The sequence below is a fragment of the Arthrobacter sp. NPDC080086 genome (assembly GCF_040702285.1).
Window position 1 is genome coordinate 19,361 of record NZ_JBFBKP010000020.1, and the last position, 22,412, is coordinate 41,772.

Annotated in this window: 28 protein-coding genes and 1 tRNA gene; 17 read left to right on the forward strand and 12 right to left on the reverse strand. The window is 65.0% G+C overall.

Annotated elements, in window-relative coordinates; genetic code table 11:
• The first annotated feature begins 98 nt into the window (after nucleotides 1-98).
• Nucleotides 99-1,640, forward strand: a complete 1,542-nt coding sequence (gene ppx, locus AB0305_RS09300) for an exopolyphosphatase (protein WP_366172486.1) — start codon at nucleotides 99-101, stop codon at nucleotides 1,638-1,640.
• 91 nt (nucleotides 1,641-1,731) lie between these two features.
• On the opposite strand, the gene AB0305_RS09305 is transcribed toward ppx, so the two are convergent.
• From AB0305_RS09305 to AB0305_RS09325, 5 genes are all read right to left on the reverse strand, one after another.
• Entirely contained in the window at nucleotides 1,732-2,571 is an 840-nt protein-coding gene (locus AB0305_RS09305) for a GNAT family N-acetyltransferase (protein ID WP_366172488.1), read from the reverse strand.
• A gap of 140 nt (nucleotides 2,572-2,711) precedes the next feature.
• Nucleotides 2,712-3,185 (reverse strand): phosphohistidine phosphatase SixA, encoded by a 474-nt coding sequence (gene sixA / locus AB0305_RS09310; protein WP_366172489.1) that lies wholly within the window; start codon nucleotides 3,183-3,185, stop codon nucleotides 2,712-2,714.
• 141 nt (nucleotides 3,186-3,326) lie between these two features.
• Nucleotides 3,327-3,403, reverse strand: a tRNA-Pro gene (locus tag AB0305_RS09315).
• Nucleotides 3,404-3,438: 35 nt separating this feature from the next.
• Nucleotides 3,439-4,260 (reverse strand): sulfite exporter TauE/SafE family protein, encoded by an 822-nt coding sequence (locus AB0305_RS09320; protein WP_366172490.1) that lies wholly within the window; start codon nucleotides 4,258-4,260, stop codon nucleotides 3,439-3,441.
• A 14-nt stretch (nucleotides 4,261-4,274) separates the two neighbouring features.
• On the reverse strand, nucleotides 4,275-4,637 hold the full coding sequence (locus AB0305_RS09325) for a metalloregulator ArsR/SmtB family transcription factor (protein ID WP_366172492.1): 363 nt from the start codon (nucleotides 4,635-4,637) through the stop codon (nucleotides 4,275-4,277).
• A gap of 88 nt (nucleotides 4,638-4,725) precedes the next feature.
• Here AB0305_RS09325 and AB0305_RS09330 point away from each other — a divergent pair, with 88 nt between their 5' ends.
• Complete coding sequence (locus tag AB0305_RS09330; protein WP_366172494.1) at nucleotides 4,726-5,586, forward strand: MBL fold metallo-hydrolase; 861 nt, start codon at nucleotides 4,726-4,728, stop codon at nucleotides 5,584-5,586.
• 15 nt (nucleotides 5,587-5,601) lie between these two features.
• Here AB0305_RS09330 and AB0305_RS09335 read toward each other — a convergent pair whose 3' ends face one another.
• A complete protein-coding gene (locus AB0305_RS09335; protein ID WP_366172496.1) occupies nucleotides 5,602-6,498 on the reverse strand; it encodes a LysR family transcriptional regulator ArgP in 897 nt (298 codons plus the stop codon).
• A 73-nt stretch (nucleotides 6,499-6,571) separates the two neighbouring features.
• Between AB0305_RS09335 and AB0305_RS09340 the strand changes: the two genes are divergently transcribed.
• Together AB0305_RS09340 and AB0305_RS09345 are read left to right on the forward strand one after the other, a co-directional pair.
• The gene (locus tag AB0305_RS09340) at nucleotides 6,572-7,222 is read left to right on the forward strand and encodes a LysE/ArgO family amino acid transporter (protein WP_366172498.1); all 651 of its coding nucleotides are present in this window, start codon (nucleotides 6,572-6,574) and stop codon (nucleotides 7,220-7,222) included.
• Nucleotides 7,223-7,279: 57 nt separating this feature from the next.
• Nucleotides 7,280-7,597, forward strand: coding sequence for a hypothetical protein (locus tag AB0305_RS09345; RefSeq protein ID WP_366172500.1), 318 nt, complete (start codon nucleotides 7,280-7,282; stop codon nucleotides 7,595-7,597).
• Nucleotides 7,598-7,625: 28 nt separating this feature from the next.
• On the opposite strand, the gene AB0305_RS09350 is transcribed toward AB0305_RS09345, so the two are convergent.
• On the reverse strand, nucleotides 7,626-8,081 hold the full coding sequence (locus AB0305_RS09350; protein ID WP_366172502.1) for a universal stress protein: 456 nt from the start codon (nucleotides 8,079-8,081) through the stop codon (nucleotides 7,626-7,628).
• Between the two features lie 79 nt (nucleotides 8,082-8,160).
• Nucleotides 8,161-9,171, reverse strand: a complete 1,011-nt coding sequence (locus AB0305_RS09355) for a zinc-dependent alcohol dehydrogenase family protein (RefSeq protein ID WP_366172504.1) — start codon at nucleotides 9,169-9,171, stop codon at nucleotides 8,161-8,163.
• Nucleotides 9,172-9,297: 126 nt separating this feature from the next.
• On the opposite strand from AB0305_RS09355, the gene AB0305_RS09360 reads away from it, so the two are divergent.
• Nucleotides 9,298-10,545, forward strand: a complete 1,248-nt coding sequence (locus tag AB0305_RS09360) for an MgtC/SapB family protein (protein ID WP_366172506.1) — start codon at nucleotides 9,298-9,300, stop codon at nucleotides 10,543-10,545.
• Here AB0305_RS09360 and AB0305_RS09365 read toward each other — a convergent pair whose 3' ends face one another.
• Together AB0305_RS09365 and AB0305_RS09370 are read right to left on the reverse strand one after the other, a co-directional pair.
• Nucleotides 10,546-10,728: a DUF2892 domain-containing protein gene (locus AB0305_RS09365; protein WP_366172508.1), complete on the reverse strand. Its 183-nt coding sequence runs from the start codon at nucleotides 10,726-10,728 to the stop codon at nucleotides 10,546-10,548.
• 32 nt (nucleotides 10,729-10,760) lie between these two features.
• Nucleotides 10,761-11,228: a CBS domain-containing protein gene (locus AB0305_RS09370; RefSeq protein ID WP_366172510.1), complete on the reverse strand. Its 468-nt coding sequence runs from the start codon at nucleotides 11,226-11,228 to the stop codon at nucleotides 10,761-10,763.
• A 310-nt stretch (nucleotides 11,229-11,538) separates the two neighbouring features.
• On the opposite strand from AB0305_RS09370, the gene AB0305_RS09375 reads away from it, so the two are divergent.
• The 6 genes from AB0305_RS09375 to AB0305_RS09400 are packed head-to-tail and all read left to right on the forward strand — an operon-like array spanning nucleotide 11,539 to nucleotide 15,278.
• Nucleotides 11,539-12,039 carry a universal stress protein gene (locus tag AB0305_RS09375; RefSeq protein ID WP_366172512.1) on the forward strand — a complete coding sequence of 167 codons (501 nt, stop codon included), beginning with the start codon at nucleotides 11,539-11,541 and terminating at the stop codon, nucleotides 12,037-12,039.
• A gap of 10 nt (nucleotides 12,040-12,049) precedes the next feature.
• Complete coding sequence (locus tag AB0305_RS09380) at nucleotides 12,050-12,889, forward strand: universal stress protein (protein WP_366172514.1); 840 nt, start codon at nucleotides 12,050-12,052, stop codon at nucleotides 12,887-12,889.
• Nucleotides 12,890-12,938: 49 nt separating this feature from the next.
• Nucleotides 12,939-13,592 (forward strand): BON domain-containing protein, encoded by a 654-nt coding sequence (locus AB0305_RS09385; RefSeq protein WP_366172516.1) that lies wholly within the window; start codon nucleotides 12,939-12,941, stop codon nucleotides 13,590-13,592.
• Nucleotides 13,593-13,649: 57 nt separating this feature from the next.
• The gene (locus AB0305_RS09390; RefSeq protein ID WP_366172518.1) at nucleotides 13,650-14,180 is read left to right on the forward strand and encodes a flavodoxin family protein; all 531 of its coding nucleotides are present in this window, start codon (nucleotides 13,650-13,652) and stop codon (nucleotides 14,178-14,180) included.
• A gap of 41 nt (nucleotides 14,181-14,221) precedes the next feature.
• Entirely contained in the window at nucleotides 14,222-14,584 is a 363-nt protein-coding gene (locus AB0305_RS09395) for a TraR/DksA family transcriptional regulator (RefSeq protein ID WP_366172520.1), read from the forward strand.
• A 46-nt stretch (nucleotides 14,585-14,630) separates the two neighbouring features.
• A complete protein-coding gene (locus AB0305_RS09400; protein WP_366172522.1) occupies nucleotides 14,631-15,278 on the forward strand; it encodes a BON domain-containing protein in 648 nt (215 codons plus the stop codon).
• Between the two features lie 41 nt (nucleotides 15,279-15,319).
• Here AB0305_RS09400 and AB0305_RS09405 read toward each other — a convergent pair whose 3' ends face one another.
• Nucleotides 15,320-16,117, reverse strand: coding sequence for a helix-turn-helix domain-containing protein (locus AB0305_RS09405; RefSeq protein ID WP_366172524.1), 798 nt, complete (start codon nucleotides 16,115-16,117; stop codon nucleotides 15,320-15,322).
• Between the two features lie 274 nt (nucleotides 16,118-16,391).
• Between AB0305_RS09405 and AB0305_RS09410 the strand changes: the two genes are divergently transcribed.
• Together AB0305_RS09410 and AB0305_RS09415 are read left to right on the forward strand one after the other, a co-directional pair.
• Nucleotides 16,392-17,759: a PAS domain-containing sensor histidine kinase gene (locus tag AB0305_RS09410; protein WP_366172526.1), complete on the forward strand. Its 1,368-nt coding sequence runs from the start codon at nucleotides 16,392-16,394 to the stop codon at nucleotides 17,757-17,759.
• Entirely contained in the window at nucleotides 17,756-18,403 is a 648-nt protein-coding gene (locus AB0305_RS09415) for a response regulator transcription factor (protein WP_366172528.1), read from the forward strand. Before AB0305_RS09410 ends, AB0305_RS09415 begins: the two co-directional genes overlap by 4 nt.
• Nucleotides 18,404-18,625: 222 nt before the next feature.
• Here the strand turns inward: AB0305_RS09415 and AB0305_RS09420 are convergent, their stop codons facing one another.
• Complete coding sequence (locus AB0305_RS09420; protein ID WP_366172530.1) at nucleotides 18,626-18,973, reverse strand: HPF/RaiA family ribosome-associated protein; 348 nt, start codon at nucleotides 18,971-18,973, stop codon at nucleotides 18,626-18,628.
• Nucleotides 18,974-19,275: 302 nt separating this feature from the next.
• Here AB0305_RS09420 and AB0305_RS09425 point away from each other — a divergent pair, with 302 nt between their 5' ends.
• The 4 genes from AB0305_RS09425 to AB0305_RS09440 are packed head-to-tail and all read left to right on the forward strand — an operon-like array spanning nucleotide 19,276 to nucleotide 22,386.
• Nucleotides 19,276-19,698, forward strand: coding sequence for an Hsp20/alpha crystallin family protein (locus tag AB0305_RS09425; protein ID WP_366172532.1), 423 nt, complete (start codon nucleotides 19,276-19,278; stop codon nucleotides 19,696-19,698).
• 32 nt (nucleotides 19,699-19,730) lie between these two features.
• Nucleotides 19,731-21,089 carry an MBL fold metallo-hydrolase gene (locus AB0305_RS09430; RefSeq protein ID WP_366172534.1) on the forward strand — a complete coding sequence of 453 codons (1,359 nt, stop codon included), beginning with the start codon at nucleotides 19,731-19,733 and terminating at the stop codon, nucleotides 21,087-21,089.
• 2 nt (nucleotides 21,090-21,091) lie between these two features.
• The gene (locus tag AB0305_RS09435) at nucleotides 21,092-22,054 is read left to right on the forward strand and encodes a ribose-phosphate diphosphokinase (RefSeq protein ID WP_366172536.1); all 963 of its coding nucleotides are present in this window, start codon (nucleotides 21,092-21,094) and stop codon (nucleotides 22,052-22,054) included.
• A gap of 53 nt (nucleotides 22,055-22,107) precedes the next feature.
• Nucleotides 22,108-22,386, forward strand: coding sequence for a DUF1488 domain-containing protein (locus AB0305_RS09440; protein WP_366172538.1), 279 nt, complete (start codon nucleotides 22,108-22,110; stop codon nucleotides 22,384-22,386).
• Nucleotides 22,387-22,412 lie beyond the last annotated feature (26 nt).

The following is a 22,412-nucleotide window of genomic DNA, read 5'->3' on the forward strand; positions in this document are numbered from 1 at the left end:
ATGTTCGGGACACAATAGAGACATATTTTGTTGCGCATTGTTTCGAACGACAATAGCCCGCGCCCCCATTCCGCTTTTACCCGTTCTCGTTTCCATTCATGAGTCCCACCCCCCGTCTGCTGGCCGCTGTCGACATGGGTTCCAACAGCTTTCGCCTGATGGTCGGCCGCGTCGACGAAACCATCACCGCCAATGGCGCCAGCAGCAGCCAGATCTTCCAGGTCGATGCGTTGCGTGAGCCTGTGCGCCTGGCCGCAGGGTTGACGCAAGACAAATACCTGGACCAACCCGCGCGCCGCCGCGGCGTGGACGCGCTACGCCGCTTCGGTGACCGCCTGCGCGACTTTGCCCCCGAGCATGTGCGCGCGGTGGCCACCAACACGCTGCGCGTGGCCAAGAACGCGCAGGAATTCTTGATCGAGGCGGAAGCCGCGCTTGGCTTTCCCATTGAAGTCATTGCCGGCCGCGAAGAAGCGCGTCTGATCTACCTCGGCGCCTCGCACGATGCGCCTGCATGCCAGGGCAACCGGTTGGTGGTCGACATCGGTGGCGGCTCGACCGAATTCATCATCGGCAACGGGTACAAGCCCAAGCTGATGGAATCGCTCTACATCGGCTGCGTGTCGCACAGTCGCCATTTCTTCCCGAATGGCAACGTGGACGATTACGCGATGAAGCAGGCAGAGCTTGCCGCGCGTCGCGAGATCCAGGTGCTGGTGCAGCAGTACCGTACGGCGGGCTGGAACCAGGCGGTGGGCTCGTCGGGCACGGCGCGCGCGCTGGCGGAGCTGATCGAGCTCAACGGTTTCAACGACAAGGGAAGCGGCCACGGCGTCATCACGCGGGAGGGGCTGGAGCGCCTCAAGCGCGCACTCGTCAAGGTGGAGAACACCAATCGGCTGAAGCTGGCTGGCCTGAAGGCGGATCGCATACCGGTGCTGCCGGGCGGGCTGTCGATCATGCTGGGCGTGTTTGCCGAACTCGACATCGACCGCATGGACGTGACCGACGGCGCGCTGCGCCTGGGCGTGCTCTATGACCTGCTCGGCCGTACGCACCACGAAGACATGCGCACGGTGACGATCGAGCAGTTCATGCGTCGCTACAACGTGGATCGCGCGCAGGCGCACCGCGTGCGCGATGCGGCAACGTCGCTGCTGTCGCAGTTTCCTGATCCGCCCGATGAGCGCCGTGAGGACAACCTCGCGTTGCTGGGCTGGGCGGCGAATCTGCATGAGATCGGCATGAGCATCTCGCACGGCGGGTACCACAAGCATTCCGCTTATATCGCCAGCCATGCGGATATGCCTGGCTTTTCCAAGACGGATCAGGCGCGCTTGGCCACGCTGCTCCTGGGGCATGCCGGCAAGCTGGGCAAGCTTTCGGGCGGCGGTAAGTTCCTGGATTGGCGGATGCTGTTCAGCCTGCGCCTGGCGTTTGTGCTGTGCCGTCGGCGTGGTGCGATCCAGTTGCCCGAGCTGCGTGTACGCCATAGCGAGGGCGAGCTCAACGAAGGTGGCTTCGAAGTGGAGCTGCCCAAGAGCTGGATCGAGCAGAACCCGCTGGTGGAGTACAGTCTCACGAAAGAGGCCGACGAGTGGCAACGCATTGGCCGCCGCTACAAGGTGGTGTACGTGTAAGCGGATTGTCGTTACGGCGCTCCAAAACAAAACGGCCCGGTGTGATCCGGGCCGTTTGCTTTGGTGCTATCGCGTTGCGTGCGCCGTTACATCAGGCGCGCAAGAAGTGACGGGCGTAGCGCGGGTTGATGTCCGACAGGCGCAGCAGCGTGAGGAAGTCGGCGACGTTGAAGTCCGGGTCCCAGGCCGGCGCGCCACAGATCTGTGCGCCAAGACGCAGGTAGCCCTTGACCAGCGCGGGTGGCTCGACTTCGAGACTCTGGTTCAGCTCATCCACCGGCAACGGCACACGCGGGAAGGCGTGGTATTCGATCGGCGCCAGCGAGCCGTCATCGACGAAGCTGCGATACAGGCTCGCGGCAAAGTGGCCGCCATCGCCCATCGACACGCTGGCGCAGCCCAGCATCGATTCAAAGCCATAGCGTTGCATGTATTCGCCCAGACCAGCCCACAGCGCCATGATGACGCTGCCCGAGCGGTAGTCGCGGTGCACGCACGAGCGGCCCAGCTCGACCATTTTCGGGCGCAGGTGCGCCAGGCGCACGAGGTCGAATTCGGATTCGGAGTACAGGCAGCCGATCTGCTTGGCGGCGTCCGGGCGCAGCACGCGATAGGTACCGACCACACGCAGCGTCTTCTGGTCGCGCACGATCAGGTGATCGCACACGGCGTCGAACATGTCGACGTCCAGCTCGGCATGGGCCGAAGCCAGGCGGGCGCCCATTTCTTCGGCAAAGACCTTGTAGCGCAGGCGCTGCGCTTCGGTCACTTCATCCTGGTGGCGCGCCCACGAAACGGCCAGAACAGGTTTGTCACGCGTTGGAACAGCGTCGGATTGGCGAGGAAGACCCCTCCGTGCGTTGGCCTGGCCAAGATTCAGGCTCGGCAGTGCGTCGATCAACGGCTGGGTGGGCGTCGGCAGGTCTCGCATTCGTGTATCCCCCAAGGGTGGCCATGGTTGGCTTTCGGGGGCGATTCTAGAGACGCCACATGACAGATCAGCGACAAAAGCGTGTCAAACGTGACTGTTGCATGAATTTTGCGTGTCGTTAGCGTGACAACGCGGATGTGTCACACAAGGTCTGGGTTGACCACCGCGCGCAGTACAGTTTGGGCTTCGCCCTCGCGCACTCGGCGGCACAGCCACCAGACGCCCGCTTTCTTCACACTCCAGTCCATTTCGGTGCCCGCAATCAGCAGGCTGGCGAGGCGGCCGATCCACGGCTGGTGCCCAACGAGCAGCAGGTTCGTGTTCGACGGCCAATCGATGGCGGCGAGGATCTCGCTGACATCCGCACCAGGAGCGATTTCCGGCAGCGTGTGGAAATGCTCGGTGAGGGCGCGTGCGGTCTGTTGTGTGCGTACGGCAGGGCTGGCGATGACACGTGTGCCCTCGGGCAGGCGAGGACGCAGCCACGCGGCCATCTTTTCGGCTTGCTTCTCGCCGCGCTTGGTTAGTTCCCGTTGGAGGTCGGTGTTGCGCTGAATGCGCAGCGGCGCGGCAATGTCTTCGGCTTCGGCGTGGCGCCAGAGGATGAGGTTCATGGAGGATGTGTCGAGCGGTGCGTCAATGCTGCCGTTATAGCACTGATAGATGACACTACCTGTCGCGCAGGCCCCGCCCAGGGCCGCACAAAGCAAAACGGCCTACGTTCTCACGTAAGCCGTTTTGTTTGCTGCTGAATGTGGTCGGAGCGGAGAGATTCGAACTCCCGACCCACTGGTCCCAAACCAGTTGCGCTACCAGGCTGCGCTACGCTCCGAAGCCGGCGATTGTACCGCTTCTGCCACACGGCGGTCAAATGAACGTTCTGGCGATCAATCCGAGCGCCACCACGCCCGCAAATGCAGCGAAGCCTTGCTGAAGTGCCGGGCCCGCCAGATGTCGCGCAAAGCTGCGGCCGAGCAGCATGCCGGCGAGCGCACCCGCTGCAAATGGCAGTGCAATCTGCCAGTCGACATGCCCGCTGATGGCCGAGGCGGCCACGCCACCGGTCGACACCAGCGCAATCACCGCCAGCGACGTGGCCACGATGGTTTGCATGGGCAGATCGGTTGCGCGGCGCAACGCCGGCACGATCACAAAGCCGCCGCCCACGCCCAATAGCCCCGACAGAAAACCCGCGCCCACGCCCGATGCGGCCAGGGCGCGTGCGCATGGCAGCGTCCAGATGAGTTTGGCGGTGGTGGTGTCGAGATGACAGGGCGCCGATGCGCGTTGCGACGATTCCGCATCGGCAGACACGCCGCGCGCCTGACGGAACATCCGCACCGCCACATAGCCGAGCACCACGGCAAACAGCACCGTCAGCGGCGTGTTCGGCACGCGATGCGCCACCCAGATGCCGAGCGGCGAAACCGCTACGCCGCACAGCGCCATCAGTCCTGCCGCCTTGTAGCGGACGCGGCCCTCGCGCAGGCCGAGCACGGCGCCCAGCCCGGCCGAGAGGCCTACCGCCAACAGCGCAATCGGCGCGGCTTGCGACACCGTCAGATGCAACCCAAAAATTAGCAGCGGTACCGCCACGATGGCACCGCCTGCGCCCGTCAGCGCCAGGATGAGCCCCACCACCGAGCCCAGCCCCGCGCTGATGATCCAGCCTGCTTCCAGTGGAGACACGTTGGGTGCTCCGGTTACTGGACGCTCTTCATGACCTTGCCGCAGTACAGGTCAGAGAGCGTTTGCATGATCTGGATGACCTCGAAACTGGCGAGGCGGTAGTAGATGTACTTGCCTTCGCGGCGGGTAGCGACGAGGCCCTCGTCGCGCAGCACGCCAAGGTGTTGCGACAGGCTCGGCTGGTGCAGGCCGACCAGGGCTTCCAGCTCGCCCACGTTACGTTCGCCCTGGGTGAGCTGGCAAAGCAGCAGCAGGCGGTCTTCGTGGGCCATGGCCTTGAGCACGGCGCACGCCTGCGAGGCAGAGGCGCGCAGCATGGAGATGGCCGCTTCGGGCAGTGGGGTCACTTCGGTGGGGGCGGGGGTCGGATCAGTCATCAGGGCGGGAGGCGCAATTTGCACGCTTGGCAGAACACAATGTCTGGCGATATTCTATAAAAATATAGATTGTTTGCGGAAATCCTCCATGCACACTCAGATCGAACCCTTTTTCGACCCCGACACCTGCACGATGACGTACGTGGTCCACGCTGGGCCCGGTACGCCTTGTGCTGTCATCGATTCGGTGCTCGATTACGACCCGAAGTCCGGCCGCACGCGCACCGAATCGGCGGATCGCGTGGCGGCGTTCATTGATGCGCAGGGTTTGAAGGTCGAGTGGCTGCTGGAGACGCACGCGCACGCCGATCACCTGTCTGCCGCGCCGTACCTGCGCGGGCGCTTTGGCGGGCGCATTGCCATTGGCGAGCGCATTCGCGTGGTGCAGGGGGTGTTCAAACCGATCTTCAACCTGGAGCCATCGTTCCAGCTCGATGGCTCGCAGTTTGATCACCTGTTCGCGCCGGATGAGGTGTTCCGCATTGGCGAGATCGAGGCGCAGGCGCTGGCCGTGCCGGGCCATACGCCGGCCGACATGGCGTATCGCGTGGGCGATGCGGTGTTCGTGGGCGATACGCTGTTCATGCCGGATGTCGGCACCGCGCGGTGCGACTTCCCCGGCGGCGATGCCGGCACGCTGTACCAGTCCATTCGCCGCCTGCTGGACTTGCCGCCCGATATGCGGCTCTACATGTGCCACGACTATCCGCCCAACGGCCGCGAGGCCATGAGCCACACAACGGTGGCCGAACAGCGCCGCGCCAACATCCATGTGCGCGATGGCGTGACCGAGGCAGAGTTCGTGCAGATGCGCACCCAGCGCGATGCCACCCTGGGCATGCCTACGCTGATGCTGCCGTCCATTCAGGTCAACATCCGCGCGGGTGCGCTGCCGCCGGCGGAGGCCAACGGCGTGCAGTACCTGAAGATTCCGCTGAACGCGCTCTAAGCCCGCGCCACGCCATCAAGGCGCGCGCAGGGCAACGCGCGCGGCCGCCATCACCTCGCGGCTCAGGCCATCCAACAGCGCAGAGGCTGCACGTGCATGCTGCCAGTGCAGAGGCACATCCAGTGGCGTGTCGGGCACCAGTTCCACTAGCGAGCCCTCCTCGAGATACGGTGCGATCAGCGCTTGCGGATGCAGGCCCCAACCCATGCCAGCGAGGGCAGCGGTCACGAACCCCTGTGGAGACGGCAATGTGTGGTGCGGCAGTGAAACATGCCGATGACACAGCCGCCGCGCCCAGCGGGCCTGCAGTTCGTCCTTGGTGTTGAACAGCAGACTGGGCGCCTGTGCCAGCGTGCCGGCACCCACGCCATCAGCGAAATGGCGTGACATGAAGGCCGGGCTGGCCGCTGCCACATAGCGCATTGCCCCCAGCGGACGGCTGTTGCAGCCTGCGGCGGGCCGCGCCGTGGCCGTTACGGCAGCCAGCACCGCGCCACTGCGCAGCCACTCCGTGGTGTGGTCCTGGTCATCCACCGCCACTTCCATCAGCACCGGTTGTTCCGCGGCGAAACGCGCAATGGCCGGCGCGAGCCACGTGGCCAGGCTGTCGGCGTTGACGGCAATCGGCAGCGAGACGCGCGCAACACCTTCCGGCGCGAGCGTCGGAAGGGTGGTCTGCAATTCCTGTTCGAGCAGCCGTACGTGGTCGACGTGCTGGCACAGGCGGCGCCCGGTCTCGGTGGCGCGGCAGGGCTGGTCACGCACCACCAGGGCGCAGCCGACGCGCTCTTCCAGCAGGCGGATGCGTTGCGAAATGGCGGATGGCGTGACATGCAGAGCGCGCGCTGCACGCTCAAAGCTGCCTTCGCGCACGACGGCAGCCAGTGCAGAAAGGGCGGCGTAGTCCAGCATGGCGTAAGTTTTTCTTAATCAAGTAAAGAAAGGATAGTTTGTCTTCATCTTGTGGGGCGGGCAAGCTGTGCGCATGACGACCTCCATCTACTCGCTTCCACACATGTTTCCCGTCTTTCTTCAGGGCCTGACGCTGAGCCTCGGGCTGATCGTGGCCATCGGTGCGCAGAATGCGTTCGTGCTACGCCAGGGTTTGCGCCGCGAGCACGTTGGCAGCGTGGTGTTGTTTTGTGCCTTGGCCGATGCGCTGCTGATCGGCGCAGGCGTCCTCGGCATGGCACAGGCGCTGGGTGACCGGCCTGGGCTTGCGCGTGCGTTGGCGCTGGCTGGCGCGGCATTCCTGTTGATGTATGGATGGCGGGCGCTGCAGCGCGCGCGGCAATCCAGCCAGTTGCGTGCTTCTCAAGGTGGCGACGGCCTGAGCCGGGTGGCTGCGCTGGCGCAGGCGGCGGCCTTCACGCTGTTCAACCCGCACGTCTATCTGGATACCGTGCTGCTGGTGGGCAGCATCGGCGCCCAGCAGGCGGCAGCACTGCGCGGGTGGTTTGTGGCGGGGGCGAGTTCGGCCAGCCTGTTCTGGTTTGCTTCGCTGGGCTTTGGTGCGCGTTGGCTTGCGCCCTGGTTTGCGCGGCCAAGAGCGTGGCAGGTGCTGGACGGGTTGATTGGCGTGACGATGCTGGTGTTGGCGGCGCTACTGCTGTGTCATGCACTCGCGGGTTTGTGAGCGCGCGAGCCTGCGCTATATTTCGCCCTTTCCGCCGCTGGCGCATCTGGCCATTCCATGCAGGACATTGCGAAAGACACACTGCACCAGTTCCTGGTGACGCATTTTGATCTGGTCATCGACCCGGTTGAGCGAGGCCAAACCCGCACCTACTTTCTCGGGCACGTCATGTGGCATCCGTCGACCACGACGCGCATCCTGCATGTCCAATACGGTGGCGATGACGCGGTGCGCCATATCCGGCTGTGCGTATCGTCGGACAACAACAATAGCGTGCTGATGCGCGCGCCGATCTCTTTGCAAGACTTGCGACAAGCGGTGACGGACGAGATTGCGCGATACGCGTCGCGCCATCCCCAGGGCGAGCCAGGCTGAGAAGCCGCAGTTTGCCGCTGACCGCCGCTTACTCCTCCACCTCGCTGCGCACCATCAGCACCGGCTTGTTGGTTTTGCGGACAACGCCTTCAGCCACGCTTCCCATCAAGAGGTGTTTGAGCCCGCGTCGGCCATGCGTGCCGAGCACGATGAGGTCGGCGCCGGTTTCGTTGGCCTCGCTCACGATGGTGGCGGAAATCTGTCCTGCGGCAACGGCGTGTTCGAGCAGCTTGGTGGAGTGCTTGATGCCGGCGGCCTCGAGTTTTGCAGCGGCGTCGGACAAGGTGTCGCGCCCATAGGCCGTGACGCGTTCTGCATAGGTAATCGCGTCGAAGCCGACCATGTCGATGGCTGCATCCGAGGTGTCGGCCACGAACAGCGCCTCGACTTCCGCGCCGGTGGCCTTGCCCACGACAATCGCCTGATGCAGCGCCAGTCGCGAGGCATGGCTGCCGTCAATGGCGAGCAGGATACGTTGGTACATGGCGGCCTCCAGAGGGTGTGCGGACACATGCCGCATGTCTCCAGCGTAGGCGCGGCGGTGGCGCGCCCATTGATGCACATCAACCGTCTTGGCATGCCACGTGCAGCACGGCGGCGCCCGCTACGCGGCCTGCGCGCAGGTCGTCGAGCGCGGCATTGGCTTCGTGCAGCGGATACGGTGTGACGTGCACCTGCAAAGGCACATCGGCCGCTACGCGCATCAGCGCGAGACCATCCGCGCGGGTCAGGTTGGCCACAGACATGAGCTTGCGTTCTTCCCACAACAACCGGTATGGGAACGCCGGGATGTCGCTCATGTGGATGCCGCCGCAGACCACTACACCGCCCTTGGTAACGGCCCCCAGCGCCTGCGGTACCAGCGCGCCAACGGGAGCGAAGATCAACGCGGCATCCAGGGGTTCAGGCGGGGTCTCGTCGCTGGCGCCGGCCCAGCACGCGCCGGTCTCCATGGCAAGCCGTTGGGCCACGGTGTCGTTGGCACGTGTGAACGCGAAGACTTGGCGTTGCTCGGCAACAGCGATCTGCGTGATCAAGTGTGCGGCGGCGCCAAAGCCGTAGATGCCGATGCGGCGTGCATCCCCGGCCATGCGCAAGGTGCGGAATCCGATCAACCCTGCGCACAGTAGTGGGGCCGCATGGGCGTCGTCATAACGCTCAGGGATCGGCAGGCAGTAGCGCGCATCGCAGACCACGTATTCGGCATAGCCGCCATCGCGCGTGTAGCCGGTAAAGCCAGGGCGGTCGCACAGGTTTTCCTGCCCATGCAGGCAGAAGGGGCAGGTGCCGCATGTCCAGCCGAGCCACGGTACACCCACGCGTTCTCCCGGCGCGGGAGCGGTTACGCCTGGGCCGCAGGACTCCACCGTGCCGACGACTTCATGGCCGGGGATCAGCGCGGCTTTGGGGTGTGCGAGTTCGCCATCGACGATGTGCAGATCTGTCCGGCAGACACCGCAAACCGACACGGCGATCCGGACTTCACCCGGCCCCGGCACCGGCTTGGGAACGGTGCGCTGTGCCAACGGCGCGCCCGCATGCTGCAGGACCATGGCTTGCATGGATTCAGGCATGGATGTCTCCGGCAGAGGCTCATGTGTTGAGTATGGTCGAGTGGCGCCCGGCCGTGGCTTGGGGCCGGCAGGCAACTGCGCTGCGTCAAACGGCAGGGGCGGCCGGCGCGCATACTGAATATTCGAATGGTCGCGGGCACGTATGCGATGTCTTCGTTACTGTCGTTCTCTGTTGCGCTGGGGTTGGGGTTGGCGATCGGCCTGGAGCGCGAGCGCAGTCACCCCGGTACGGCGGAACTGACCGCCGGCATGCGGACGTTTGCCATTGCTGGCCTGGCGGGTGCGATTGCCGCCAGCCTGCCGATTCCGCTTGCCTTGCCGATGGTGCTACTGGCGGTGACGGTGTTGGCTGCGCTGAGCTATCACCATTCCGCGCAGCAAGACCCAGGTGTGACCACCGAAGTGGCGCTGGTGGCCACCACCTTGCTGGGGGCCTATGCGGTGGTCGCCCCAGATATGGCGGCAGGACTGGGCACCGTATTGCTGGTGCTGTTGTATGCCAAGGCTGCCTTGCATCGGTTTGCCCGCACCGTCATCACCCAGCGTGAACTGGCTGACCTGCTGACGCTGGCCGTGGCCGCGCTGCTGGTGTGGCCCGCCATTCCCGATCGCCCCATGGGGCCGTTGCAGGTGTGGAACCCGCACACGCTGTGGCTGGTGGTGCTGCTCGTCATGGTGACGGGCAACGCGGGCCACTTGGCGGCGCGGTGGCTTGGCAGCCGCATCGGGTTGCCGTTGGCCGGGCTGTTCAGCGGGTTTGCTTCCAGTGTGGCGACCATCGCGACCATGGGCGGGCGAGCGCGGGCGCAGCAGGCTTCTGTAGAAGGTGCGGTTGCCGCTGCCTTGATGTCCAACGTTGCCACGCTGGTCCAGATGGCCTTGCTTGTCGCAGCGGTCAATGTTGCGTTGCTCAAGCTGCTGGCGCTGCCATTGATGGCCGCAGGGGTGGGCGTTGGCGCGTGGGTTGCCTTCTGGGTGTTGCGCGATCGCACCGCGCCTCAGGCAGCGGAAGACAGCTCAACCTCGTCGATTGACTGGCGCATCGCCATCGGCTTTGGCGGATGGACCGCCGCACTCTTGCTGGTGACGGCCTTGGCAAGGATGTGGTTCGGATCGGCGGCGGTGGCTGCCGTAACCCTGTTGGGTGCCCTGGCGGACGTGCATGCCGCCACGGCCTCTATTGCCGCGCAGACGACCAATGGCATCCTCGCGCACCCGCAGGCAAGCCTGCTGATCATGCTGGCCCTGATGGTCAATACGCTGACCAAGCTGGTGGTGGCACTCAGCGGCGGCAAGGTCTTTGCGGGCCGTGTTGCCATCGGCCTGCTGACCATGGTGGCCCTGGGTTGGGCCGGCTTTCTGGTTTCGGCGTGATCAATCCCGGCCGATGCCTAGCACCCAATAGAGCGGGCAGATGCGTATCACGCCCGTCACCAGCGGCACTAGGCCGAGCCAGCCAACCCACGCCGGCACCTTGCCGAACGCAGCCAGCAGAATCATGGCGATGCCGATCAGGATGCGGACCACGCGATCGGGGGTTCCAACATTGGGCAGCATGATGTGCTCCTCGTTGTGAGAAAGAAGACGCGCTAGACCGTCAGATGCGACGGTGTGCTTGAAGCGGGTTCCGCGCAGCGGTCGCGGCCCAGGACGCCAGCGAGCAGCGTCCATTCGCTGCCCATCGCCCGGATGGCGTCATCCAGCGTGAGCATGCCGATCAGCCGTTGCTGCGCGTCGATCACCGCCAGCCGATGCAGGCCGTGGCCCATCATCGTGCGCAGCGCCTCGCTGATCACAGCATGGCCCTGGATGGTCAGCACGCCGCGCGTCATGGCCTGGGCCACCGTGGCGCGCGAACAGTCGTCGTGGTCGGCGATACCGTGCACCACCATGTCGCGGTCGGTGACGATGCCCGCCACGCGCGTGCCGGTGGCCCCTTGCTCGGTCACGAACAGCGCACGCAGACTCTGGTCCCGCATCATCCGGGCGGCCGTCTGCAGCGTCGTCGACGCCGAAACGTGGACGATGCGACGCGAGCAAATTTCGTCAACCCTCATGCTGGACTCCGTTGCACATTCGTTTTCACTATAAGGACGGGGCGCTATCGGGTGTTGATCCCGCACAAGGTGTGAGGCCCCTGCGACGCGGCTTCTCCTGGGGCGGGCGTCGCGGCAATCAGGCGGACGAGTCTAGCGGGCGTCGCATCCTGCCCCTTGAGGCAGATCAAGCGAGCATCACGCCCCGGCGCCGGGGCAAACGCTGATGTAAATCAAGGGGCCACCGCGCAGTTGATCCAACATGGAAGCAGACAAACCGAGGCCTGCATGCCGAACCCTGCATGCGGCCCGTTTGATAGGGAGGCTCACCATGTACGACAGGATCCTGGTGGCGCTGGACGGCAGCGAAACCGCCGATCGCGCCCTCGACCAAGCCATCGAGCTTGCGCACAAGCTGGATGCAGAACTGGTCATCGCTCACGTCATTGACAACAGCTACCTCAAATACGACGTCGGCTATATCGACGTGCGCGGTTTTACGGAAGCGCTGCTCGACCAAGGCAAGCAGATTGTTGCCACCGGCCGCGCCAAAGCCGAAAAGGCTGGGGTGCGCGTCAAGACGATGGTGGTGGACGACCCCATCGGCACCTTCGACATGGGTTACGCCATTGAACAGGCCGCGCACGATGTGGATGCCAAGGCCATCGTGCTCGGCACCCACGGCCGGCGCGGGTTTCGGCGGATGCTGCTGGGCAGCGTGGCCGAGGCCGTGGTGCGGCAGAGCCGGTTGCCGGTGCTGCTGGTGCGTGCCGTTGAGGCGCAAAGCGAGCACGAGGCAACCCAGCCGCTCTCCAACGTCGTGATTGCCTGAAGGAGTGGACATGACCTATGCCAGCGTGATGGTGCATCTGGATGCCAGCGAAGCCGCAGTGCACCGCTTGCACCTTGCCATGCAATACGCCCGCGCGCACCGCGCCCGGCTGATCGGCGTGTACGCCAGCTTTACGCCGAGCCCCAGTTGGTTCTACATGATGGAAGGCGCAGCGCGATACCTGGAGGAAGACCGCCACCGCCGTGACCGTGTGCGGGACGTCGTGCACGCGAACTTTCGTGACGCCACGGCAGCGTTGGGTGAATACGCGGAATGGCGCGCTGTCGAGGGGGACCCGCTTGCATTGGTGCTGCGCGAGGCGCGCGAGGCCGATCTGCTGATCGTCGGGCAGCGAAACCCGGACGACCCGGCCGGCTTTGTCGCTGCCGATTTTGTCGAAACCTTGATTCTCGAATCTGGCCGGCCTGTGCTGGTGGTGCCCTATGCCGGTCGGTTTACGCAAGTGGCTCAGCGGCTGCTGGTGGCTTGGAGCGGCGGGCGCGAATCGGCGCGCGCGCTGCACGATGCGCTGCCGTTGATGCAGGGTGCCAGCGTGCGCGTGTTGCAGATGCTGGGTGAGCGCCCGCAACACTGGGCCGAAGACACCACGGTGGGCCAAGTGGCCCGCGCGCTCAAGGTGCACGGCATTGATGCGACCGTCGAAGAAGTGCGCTGTGTGGAGTCGGATGTAGCGATCGGCGAGATGCTGCTCTCGCGCGCGGCCGACTGCAATGCCGATCTGATCGTCATGGGCGCCTATGGACACAGCCGCCTGCGCGAGCTGGTGCTGGGCGGGGTCACGCGTACCTTGCTGGCCACGATGACGGTGCCGGTGCTGCTGTCGCACTAGGTTGCACCGAGGTGGTACGGAGCGCGTGTTTGAATCGAAGGAGCGCACCATGAAAGGCGACATCGCACTCAAGCACGATGTAGAAGAAGAACTGGAATGGGATCCGGCTGTACAGGACGATCGCTTTGCCGTGCGCGTCAAGGACGGTGTGGTCACGCTGACCGGCAATGTCGATACGTTTGCCGATAAGGCCGCTGCTGAGGACGCCGCTCGACGCGTGGCAGGCGTGACGGCGTTGGTCGTGCACGTGGACGTACGCGTGCCGCCCGACATGCGTCGCCCTGACGAAGAGATTGCCCAGGCCATCTGTACTGCGCTGCACTGGAACGCCTCCGTGCCCGAAGGCGCCGTGGCCGTGACGGTGGACGACGGCGCGGTGACCTTGCGCGGTGAGGTCGACCACGATTTTCAGCGTCGTGCCGCACTGGACACCGTGCGCCGAGTGCGTGGCGTTCGGTCCGTCGCCAACGCGCTCACCTTGCGTGGCACGGTGGGCCCCACCGATCTGACCGCCCGCATCACGAAGGCGCTGGAGCGTCAGGCCGTACTGGATGCAGCGCGGGTGCATGTGTCGGTGGCGGGCGGCACGGTCACGCTCACCGGAGCGCTGCGCAACCTCAACGAGTGCCGCGCCGCGCGCGAGGCTGCGTGGGATGCGCCCGGCGTGCGAGCCGTCATCGACCATCTGTGGGTGAAGGCCTGACCGCGTCTATCGCGTGTCCCGAATTGCGTGCTCGAATCGCTTGCCTGGGAGTTCGTCATGAGCAGAACACTGATCGTCTATTACTCGCGCACCGGCACGGCTCGCCTGGTGGCCGAACTGATGGCCGCGCAAAGCGGCTGGCAACTGACCGAAGTGACGGACGCGCGCCCACGCGCCGGCTTTCTGGGCGACGTGCGATGCGTGATCGAAACCCTGTTGGGCAAGCGCGCGCCTTACCGCTATGAAGGGCCTGACCTGGGGTCGTTCGACCAGATTGTGGTGCTGGCGCCGATCTGGATGGGCCATCTTGCTGCACCCATGCGCGATTTCCTGAAAGACCAGACACCGCTGCCGGGGCACCTGTCGGTGGTTTGCGTAATGGCGGCGCGTGGCGCGTTCCGAGCCGTGGAAGAGATCGCGCAGATCACCGCGATGATTCCCTCGCCGGTGCTTGCGCTGTGCCAGCGCGATGTGCTGACCGGACTATCACATGAAGAGGTGGCCGGCTTTGTCGAACAGGTCAGGGTGGCCGGCCAGTGGGGGCAGGTGAAGCGGCGTCCAGTGTGGCTGTCGCCCTCCGAGGCATGAAGCGGCATATGACAGCGGACCCGCATGACAAGGAGAGGGGCATGACCCACTTGACCGACGCGCAACGGCAGCGGCTCAACGCGTTGCTGGATGAACACGAAGCGCGCGTGCGGCGCCAGCTGGCCGGCGCCATGTCCAGTGCACCGCCACCGATGGCGGAGGAGCCATTCCAGAACGTTGACCTGGCCGCGCGCGAAACCAGCGAACTGGCGGGCGACATCATGCAGACACACTACCGGCACGAGCTGGTCGAAATCGATGCGGCCCGCGAGCGGATGCGCATGCACCAGTACGGCGTGTGTACAGATTGCGGCGAGCGCATCCCGTTTGCCCGGCTGCAAGCGCAGCCCACCGCGTTGCGCTGTCTCGCTTGCCAATCGGCGCGCGAGCGTCACTGGGCCTGAGACGCGTGAACGCAACCAAGCGAATCATCAGGCCAAGGAGACCACCATGAAAAGCGACCTGGGCATCAAACAGGATGTCAGCGACGAACTGGTCTGGGAGCCAGCGGTGGATGCAGCCTCCATTGGCGTGGAGGTCGACCACGGGGTCGTCACCCTGACTGGCCACGTGCACAGCTACACCGAGAAGCTGGCTGCTGAGCATGCCGCAGAACGTGTGGCCGGCGTGCGCGGCGTGGTGCAGAAGATCGAAGTGCGGCTGCCGGGCACGCACGCAGACGAGGATGTCGCGCAGGCTGCCCGATCCGCCCTGGAGTGGCATGCGAGTGTGCCATCCGACCGCATCGAAGTGCTGGTGGAACACGGCTGGGTGACCCTGTCAGGCGAGGTCGACTGGCCCTACCAGAGTGAAATGGCCGCGCGCGCAGTGGGGACGCTGCGGGGCGTCGGCGGGCTCATCAACCGGCTGAAGATCAAAGCGCGGCTGGTGCCGGCGGATGTGTCGGAGCAGATTGGCGCTGCGCTACGGCGGCATGCCGAGCGCGAAGCCAGCCACATCCAGGTGTCGGTGCAAGGCGGTACCGTCACGCTGAGCGGGCGCGTGGATTCTGCTTCGGAGCGGCGCGCCGCCATGGGCGCGGCATGGTCCGCGCCCGGCGTGACGGAGGTCATCGACCATCTGCAGCTCGGCGGTTGAACGCGAGTTGCGCAGGCGCGATCGGCCGATTGGTTACACAGTTACAGCGCGCTGAGCGCAGCAGCATCCAGCAGGGCGATCCGCTTGCCTTCCACGGTGATCCAGCCTTCGCGCTGGAAGCGTGACAGCGCGCGGCTGACGGTTTCCAGCTGCATGCCGAGGTAGCTGCCGATCTCGTCGCGCGTCATGCGCAGCGTGAAGCTCGATGGCGAGTAGCCACGTGCTTGCATGCGCGACGACAGGTTCAGCAGGAAGGTCGCTACGCGCGCCTCGGCGGTCAGTCCGGCCAGCAACAGCATCAGGCCGGACTCACGCACGATCTCTTCGGCCATCAACTGGTGCAGGCGGTGTTGCAGCGGGCGGATGTCCTGGCAGAGGTCTTCCACGCAATGGAACGGCATGGAGCAGACGGTGCTGTCTTCCAGGGCGATGGCGTCGCAGGTGTGCTTGTCAGCGGCAATGCCATCCAGGCCAAGGGTTTCCCCCGACAACTGAAAGCCCGTGACATGGCTCGAACCGTTGGGGTGCGATACCACCGTCTTGAACGAGCCGGAGCGCACGGCGTAAAGGGCGTGGAAGGTGTCTCCGGCGCGGAACAGCGTCTCGCCCTTGCCGACCTTGCGCCAGGTGTGGACCATGCGGTCCAGTTGCATGCGCTGTGCCGTCGGTACGGCGTTGGTCAGGCACGCCCAGTGCATCACGCAATTGGCGCATTGGCTTTGCAGCGCCGGGTCCATCGGGGCGGGAGCGTGGATGTCACGCACCAGCTTGAGCTGGGCGATGGGGGCGGGGCGGCCCACTTTGGCTGGGGTGCGGGCTTCGACTGTGTTGGGCATCATGGCGGCCTCTCCTGAGGGGGCGAACAGGTTGCGGGCCCCGATCGCCGCTTATCTGGCTGTTCCGGTGTCCGTATATGGGAAGTATCTGAAAGTGCGGTATCCGGCGAAATCAGGGAGCGCTGAGAGTGCTGTCGGTGTGCGCCGCAAGGCTGTCAGGAAACCCTGACAACGATGCGCTGATTTGGCGACGTATCCATCACATGGTCAATTCCCATTGCGGGTTAGATGGATTAATGTGACGGCATCTTCGTCTGGCCGGGGCCGGCATTCAGCCATGAAGCAAGAGGGACAACCCGGGCATTCCGGGCATTCGGCAGCCGCCGGGCGGGGGCGCCTGCTGCAGTTGCATTCCACGCCTGCCGAACTGCTGGCCGGCGGGCTGGCAGTCGTGCTGCTGTTTGTCTCGGCGGCATGGCTGGCTTCGGTGGCCATTCCGCGCGTGCGCGGGGCGGCCATCCTACTGCTGGCCATCGCCAGCCTGGCTGCCGTGCTGGCGCTCACGTTCTACTGGTTCCGGCTGCGCATGCTGCGCGCCACCGTCACCGACTATCTCGCCTACCTGGAAAAGAGCGAGGCCCGGCTGGCGGGCATCATCCGCTCGTCCATGGAGGCCATCATCTCGGTGGACGATGCGCAACGCATCGTCCTGTTCAACCCGATGGCCGAGACGCTGTTTGGGTGCCCCGCCAGCCACGCCATTGGCCGCCCGCTGGCTGATTTCATCCCTGAGCGGTTTCGCAGTGCGCACGAGGCGCATGTGCGCCGGTTTGGCGTGACAGGTGTGTCGGAGCGCCAGATGGGCCGCCAGCGTGCCTTGTTTGCCCTGCATGCAGACGGGCGTGAATTCCCCATCGAGGCGTCCATCTCGCAGATCGAGGACAGCGGCGCCAAGCTCTATACGGTGATGCTGCGCGACACCACCGAGCGCATGCGCGCCGATGCCGCACTGCGGCGCTCGCAGGAAGAGTTGCAGCACTTGTCCGACAGCATCCTCGCCGCGCGTGAAGAAGAGCGCCGCCGCATCGCCAGGGAATTGCACGACGATCTTGGCCAGCGCCTGAGCGCGCTGAAGATGGATATCTCGCTGCTGGCGGCCGATCTTCAGGCAGCCGGCACGCCCGGCACGCTGACAGCGCAGACGGCGGCCATGCAGCGCGTGATCGACGAGACCATCGCCGCCGTGCGGCAGATTTCCGCCGACTTGCGCCCGCCGTTGCTGGACGAACTGGGCCTCGTGCCGGCCATTGAGTGGATCGCCAAGAACGTGCGCCAGCGCTTCGGCCTGATCATTCAGGTGCGGGCCGAAGAGGTGACGATGGACGAACACTCGGCCATCTCAGTGTTCCGCATCGTGCAGGAAGCGTTGAACAATGTGGTGCGCCATGCCGATGCCACCCGCGTGGACATTCACTTCGGCCGCCAGGACGACATGTTCGAACTGAGCATTCAAGACAACGGCCGAGGCTGGAGCGGCGCACCGCCCGCGGAAGGTGCGCGCCGGCCGCTGGGCCTGCTGGGGATCCGCGAGCGGGCGCGCCAACTGGGCGGCCAGGTCACGACATCGCATGCGCTCGACACTGGGTTCCGGCTGACCGTGTGTTTTCCTGTTAACCAAGTTTTGACTGAGGAGAGCCGTTCATGATCCGCGTGATGATCGCCGACGATCACGCCGTGATGCGCGACGGCGTGCGCCATATCCTGGAGCGCGCCGGAGATTTCGAAGTGGTGTGCGAAGCGTCCGACGGCACGCAGGTGCTGCAACTCGTGCGCGAGCATCAGCCCCGGGTGATCGTGCTGGATTTGTCCATGCCAGGCCGCAACGGGCTGGAACTGCTGCGCCAGCTGCATGCGGACCATCCCGGTGTGCGGGCGCTGGTGCTGACCATGCACGCGGAAGAGCAGTACGTCGCGCGGGCATTCCGTGCCGGCGCGGCGGCGTATCTGACCAAGGAAAGCGCCGCGACCGAACTGGTGACGGCGCTGCAGAAGGTCGCCAGTGGCGGTACTTACGTCAGCCCGGCCATTGCGGAAAAACTCGCACACAGCCTGGGCGAGGCCAATGAAGAAGCGCCCCACACGCGCTTGTCCGACCGCGAGATGGAGGTCTACCGCCGCCTCGTACAGGGCGAGCTGTTGACGGACATTGCCACTAGCCTGTGCGTCAGCCCCAAGACCATCAGCACGTACAAGATGCGCCTGATGGACAAACTGCAGCTCTCCAGCGAAGCGGCCCTCGTACGCTACGCCATTCGTCATCATCTATTTTCGGACGAAGACACGCTGTAGCCGGCCCGTGCTCGCGCTCATCGGTGCGCAAGCGTGCGAAGTACCCACGGCAACACGGCAGACACTTCCGCGGGAATCACGTGGGCAATGGCCGTCAGCAGGCTGGTGACCAAGGCTTCGGTATCGCGTGCCGGCGGTACCGCGTGGGCGGCAAGGACGGGGCTAGGTGGAACGGCCGTGCGTGTACCTCCTGTGCCCCACGCGCGATCGGCTTGGAGACGGTTATGCGTCTTCGGTTGGATGGCCCTGCTGCCCGCTGTGACTGCGTTGCTTCTGCGTGGCGTCGATCAGCATGCGCTCCACGCGCGCAAACGCCTCGCGCAGGGCAACGTAGGGGTCTTGTTCAGCGGTGTCGCTGAAGATGCGATCGCTCAGCGGCGTCACCAGGTCGACGCGTACGCTGAAAGGCCGGCCCTGCTGCTGATGTTTGGCCTCCTGGCTCAGACTGACCCGGCAGCGCGTGATGTGGCTGCGCAGCCGTTCCAGGCGGCTGAGCTGGTGGGCGACGGCTTCTTCAATCGCGTTGGAGTAGGGCAGGCCTTGAAACGAAAGATCGACGGGAATCGTCACGGTGTCACTCCATTTGAGCAAGATGCGCAGCGAGCGCTGCGTCGGCCTGGCGCATGCTTGAGTGCAACGCCAGCCTTTGTATTCTTCCCCTCTCTTGCGCGAATGGGTTGATGCGTGTCAACGCATCGGGTTTCCGTGGCGCTGGCAACGAGGTCGCGCGTGCGCCAGGGCGATACCCTCCGAATCGGGTCTTTGGTTGCAGTATCCGGACATTGATCTGCCGCAAGGCACGGCCGGCACGCCGTGCCACGATGAATGTGTCGGCGAGTACCGGCAATCCAGTCATGTATCAGGAGGTAGCCATGAGCCAACTCAGGCGTTACGACCCATTCGCGATCGAACCGGTGGGCGACATCTTCCAGGGGTTGTTGCGTTCGTTCCGGGGCAACATGGACGGCGTACTGCCGTTCAAGGTGGACGTGACGGAATCCGATTCCGCATACAGCGTGGTGGCGGAAATCCCGGGCGCAAAAAAGGAGGACATCGACGTCACGGTCGATCGCGGCACGGTCATGATCTCGGCCAAGGTGGAGCGCCAGACCGAGAAGAAGGAAGGCGAGCGCGTCATCCGCAGCGAGCGGTACAGCGGCGCGATGCAGCGCATGTTCACGCTGGATGCTGCCGTTGACGAAGGCAAGGTCGAGGCGACCTACGCCGATGGGCTCTTGCGCGTGATGCTGCCCAAGAAGGAGGCTTCGACGCAGCAACGCGTCCCCATTCGCTGAGCAGCGCAGCAGGAAGGAAAAAAGGGGGAGACATGCGGCTGCAGTTTCTCGGCGCCACCGATACGGTGACCGGCTCCAAGTACGTGCTGGACACCGGCGCGCACCGCGTGATGGTCGATTGCGGGCTGTTCCAGGGCTACAAATCCTTGCGGCTGCGCAACTGGGACCCGCTCGCAATCAACCCGCATCACGTGGATGCTGTGGTGCTGACCCACGCGCATATCGACCACAGCGGCTACCTGCCGCTGCTGGTGCGCAACGGGTTTCGCGGCCCCGTGTATTGCACGAAAGGTACGGCCGATCTGTGCAACATCATGCTGCCCGACAGCGCACGGCTGGCGGTGGAAGATGCGCAGTACGCTAACGCGCAGGGCTTCTCTCGCCACCATCCGGCCTTGCCGCTCTATGACGAAAAGGACGCCGCCAAGGCGCTGCGCAAGTTGCACCCGGTGGCGTATGGCGAGCGCTTTCCGGTGGTGGAAGGTGTGGAGGCCGAGTTCCATCGTGCCGGCCACATCATCGGCGCGGCCACGGTGACGCTGTTTGCAGGCGGCCAGCGCATCGTCTTTTCCGGCGATCTGGGCCGGCAAGTCGACCCAGTGATGCGGCCGCCGGAGCCTGTGGCCGAGGCCGATACGCTGCTAGTGGAATCCACCTATGGTGACCGCGTGCACCCGGCTGGCGATCCGCTTGATGTGCTTGAGCAGATCGTGCGGCGGACGATCGGCGAGGGCGGTACGCTGCTGATCCCCGCGTTCGCGGTCGGACGCACACAGGCGCTGCTGTTCTGCCTGTATCAATTGATTCGTGCGCACCGGATTCCGCATGTGCCGATCTACCTCGACAGCCCGATGGCCGAGCGCGCGACCGAGGTGTTTGCGCATCACGTTGACGACCTGCATATCGAGGCGGCGGATTGCCAGGCGGCGTGTGCGCTTGCCGTGCCGATCCAGAGTCCGCAGCAGTCGATGCATCTGAGCAGCGACCGCACGCCCAAGATCATTCTTGCCGCCAGCGGCATGGCCACAGGCGGCCGGGTGCTGCATCACCTCAAGAGCTTTGGCGGGGGTAAGCACAACGCCATCCTGATGTCGGGGTTCCAGGCGGCGGGCACACGCGGTGCGGCCCTGCTGGCGGGGCAGCGTGCGTTGCGTGTGCACGGCCGGGAAGTCCCGATCCGCGCGACGGTTGAGCAGATTGCCAATCTCTCCGCCCATGCCGATGTCAACGAGTTGATGACGTGGCTGCACGGCTTCACGCGCGCGCCACGGCAGACCTTTGTCGTCCATGGCGAACCGGCCGCCAGCGATGCCCTGCGCCAGCGCATCGAGCGCGAACTGCAATGGCCGGTGCGCATGCCGGAGTATCGGCAAACCTATCCGCTGATCTGATCATGGAAACCCGGGCACCGGTTCAGTCATCTGCGCGCACGGCGGGCAGGCGTATCGTGCTGGCCATGCCGGGCAATCAAGCCGCCGCGGCCCGATTGGCGCTCCCGTTGGGCGCGGAAATCGGCCACGCGGACATCAAGCGCTTTCCCGATGGCGATTCCTACGTGCGGCTGCGAACGCCCGTGCGCGGCGCCGATGTCGCCATCGTCTGTACGCTGGATCGCCCCGACGACAAGCTGCTGCCCCTGCTGTGGCTGGCCCTTGCGGCCCGCGAAGGCGGCGCCCGCCGCGTGGGGCTGGTGGCGCCATATCTGGCCTACATGCGGCAAGACGCCGTCTTCCAGTTCGGCGAGATCTGCGCCGCGCAGCACTTTGCCGCGTTGCTGACGCAGTACTTCGATTGGCTCATCACGGTAGACCCGCATCTGCATCGCATCTCCACGCTGTCGGAGGTCTATGGGATTCCCACTGTTGCGGTGCAGGCGGCGCCTGCGTTGGCGGCCTGGGTGCGCGCGCACGTGCAAAACCCGGTGCTGATCGGCCCCGATGAGGAAAGCCGCCAGTGGGTCGAACACGTCGCCAAGCTGTGTGACGCGCCGTGGACAGTGCTCAACAAGACACGCCATAGCGCGTGGCAAGTGGAAGTGTCCGCCGTCGCGCCGGGCATGCACCCAGGATGTGTGCCGGTGCTGGTTGACGACATTATTTCCACCGGACGCACGCTGGTGGCCGCCGCCGAGCAGCTCCAGCGTGCAGGATTGCCACGCCCATATTGCGTGGCCGTTCACGCCGTCTTTGCGGAGCATGCGTACAGCGCGTTGTGCAACGTGGCAGCGGACGTCGTCACCTGCGACACCATCGCGCATCCGTCCAACCGCATTGCGTTGACGGCACCGCTGGTGGAGGCAATCGCACCGCTGTTTGATCTACCTCTGCCCGAGGCCACAAGCCGGCTTGTCCGCTAAGGGCAGCGCTCCTACGCTGGCGATAGCAACATCATCACCCTGGGGCATGCATCATGAAACAGATCGAGTTCTCAATCAGCGAGCCCACTTACTGCGCGGCTGGCCCGGTGCTGCAATGCCGCGCCTCGGTGGACGGCAAAAACGCCACCTACGCCATCACGGCGGAGGCACTGGAAGACCACTTCGGCGCGCGCTCGTGCCGCTCCGAAGACCTGGTGCAGGCGTTCGCCGGCCATCGCAGTGATATCGAAGCGGTTGCCCGGGCCATGTTCGAGCTGACCGGTTCCCAGCAGATCACCCTGCATAGCGGGCACTTTCGCTTTCCCCTGTGATGGCCGGCCAGGAACCTCGGCGGCAT

What these genes read in the sequence shown, in the direction of transcription:
- AB0305_RS09415 (WP_366172528.1), top strand. Translation starts at nt 17,756, where the DNA reads ATGATCCGCGTGATGATCGCCGACGATCACGCCGTGATGCGCGACGGC.
- AB0305_RS09435 (WP_366172536.1), top strand. Translation starts at nt 21,092, where the DNA reads ATGGAAACCCGGGCACCGGTTCAGTCATCTGCGCGCACGGCGGGCAGG.
- AB0305_RS09345 (WP_366172500.1), top strand. Translation starts at nt 7,280, where the DNA reads ATGCAGGACATTGCGAAAGACACACTGCACCAGTTCCTGGTGACGCAT.
- AB0305_RS09440 (WP_366172538.1), top strand. Translation starts at nt 22,108, where the DNA reads ATGAAACAGATCGAGTTCTCAATCAGCGAGCCCACTTACTGCGCGGCT.
- AB0305_RS09370 (WP_366172510.1), bottom strand. Translation starts at nt 11,228, where the DNA reads ATGAGGGTTGACGAAATTTGCTCGCGTCGCATCGTCCACGTTTCGGCG.
- AB0305_RS09355 (WP_366172504.1), bottom strand. Translation starts at nt 9,171, where the DNA reads ATGCCTGAATCCATGCAAGCCATGGTCCTGCAGCATGCGGGCGCGCCG.
- AB0305_RS09350 (WP_366172502.1), bottom strand. Translation starts at nt 8,081, where the DNA reads ATGTACCAACGTATCCTGCTCGCCATTGACGGCAGCCATGCCTCGCGA.
- AB0305_RS09410 (WP_366172526.1), top strand. Translation starts at nt 16,392, where the DNA reads ATGAAGCAAGAGGGACAACCCGGGCATTCCGGGCATTCGGCAGCCGCC.
- ppx (WP_366172486.1), top strand. Translation starts at nt 99, where the DNA reads ATGAGTCCCACCCCCCGTCTGCTGGCCGCTGTCGACATGGGTTCCAAC.
- AB0305_RS09375 (WP_366172512.1), top strand. Translation starts at nt 11,539, where the DNA reads ATGTACGACAGGATCCTGGTGGCGCTGGACGGCAGCGAAACCGCCGAT.
- AB0305_RS09425 (WP_366172532.1), top strand. Translation starts at nt 19,276, where the DNA reads ATGAGCCAACTCAGGCGTTACGACCCATTCGCGATCGAACCGGTGGGC.
- AB0305_RS09360 (WP_366172506.1), top strand. Translation starts at nt 9,298, where the DNA reads ATGGTCGCGGGCACGTATGCGATGTCTTCGTTACTGTCGTTCTCTGTT.
- AB0305_RS09400 (WP_366172522.1), top strand. Translation starts at nt 14,631, where the DNA reads ATGAAAAGCGACCTGGGCATCAAACAGGATGTCAGCGACGAACTGGTC.
- AB0305_RS09325 (WP_366172492.1), bottom strand. Translation starts at nt 4,637, where the DNA reads ATGACTGATCCGACCCCCGCCCCCACCGAAGTGACCCCACTGCCCGAA.
- AB0305_RS09430 (WP_366172534.1), top strand. Translation starts at nt 19,731, where the DNA reads ATGCGGCTGCAGTTTCTCGGCGCCACCGATACGGTGACCGGCTCCAAG.
- AB0305_RS09385 (WP_366172516.1), top strand. Translation starts at nt 12,939, where the DNA reads ATGAAAGGCGACATCGCACTCAAGCACGATGTAGAAGAAGAACTGGAA.
- AB0305_RS09330 (WP_366172494.1), top strand. Translation starts at nt 4,726, where the DNA reads ATGCACACTCAGATCGAACCCTTTTTCGACCCCGACACCTGCACGATG.
- AB0305_RS09405 (WP_366172524.1), bottom strand. Translation starts at nt 16,117, where the DNA reads ATGATGCCCAACACAGTCGAAGCCCGCACCCCAGCCAAAGTGGGCCGC.
- AB0305_RS09340 (WP_366172498.1), top strand. Translation starts at nt 6,572, where the DNA reads ATGACGACCTCCATCTACTCGCTTCCACACATGTTTCCCGTCTTTCTT.
- AB0305_RS09380 (WP_366172514.1), top strand. Translation starts at nt 12,050, where the DNA reads ATGACCTATGCCAGCGTGATGGTGCATCTGGATGCCAGCGAAGCCGCA.
- AB0305_RS09390 (WP_366172518.1), top strand. Translation starts at nt 13,650, where the DNA reads ATGAGCAGAACACTGATCGTCTATTACTCGCGCACCGGCACGGCTCGC.
- AB0305_RS09335 (WP_366172496.1), bottom strand. Translation starts at nt 6,498, where the DNA reads ATGCTGGACTACGCCGCCCTTTCTGCACTGGCTGCCGTCGTGCGCGAA.
- AB0305_RS09395 (WP_366172520.1), top strand. Translation starts at nt 14,222, where the DNA reads ATGACCCACTTGACCGACGCGCAACGGCAGCGGCTCAACGCGTTGCTG.
- sixA (WP_366172489.1), bottom strand. Translation starts at nt 3,185, where the DNA reads ATGAACCTCATCCTCTGGCGCCACGCCGAAGCCGAAGACATTGCCGCG.
- AB0305_RS09305 (WP_366172488.1), bottom strand. Translation starts at nt 2,571, where the DNA reads ATGCGAGACCTGCCGACGCCCACCCAGCCGTTGATCGACGCACTGCCG.
- AB0305_RS09365 (WP_366172508.1), bottom strand. Translation starts at nt 10,728, where the DNA reads ATGCTGCCCAATGTTGGAACCCCCGATCGCGTGGTCCGCATCCTGATC.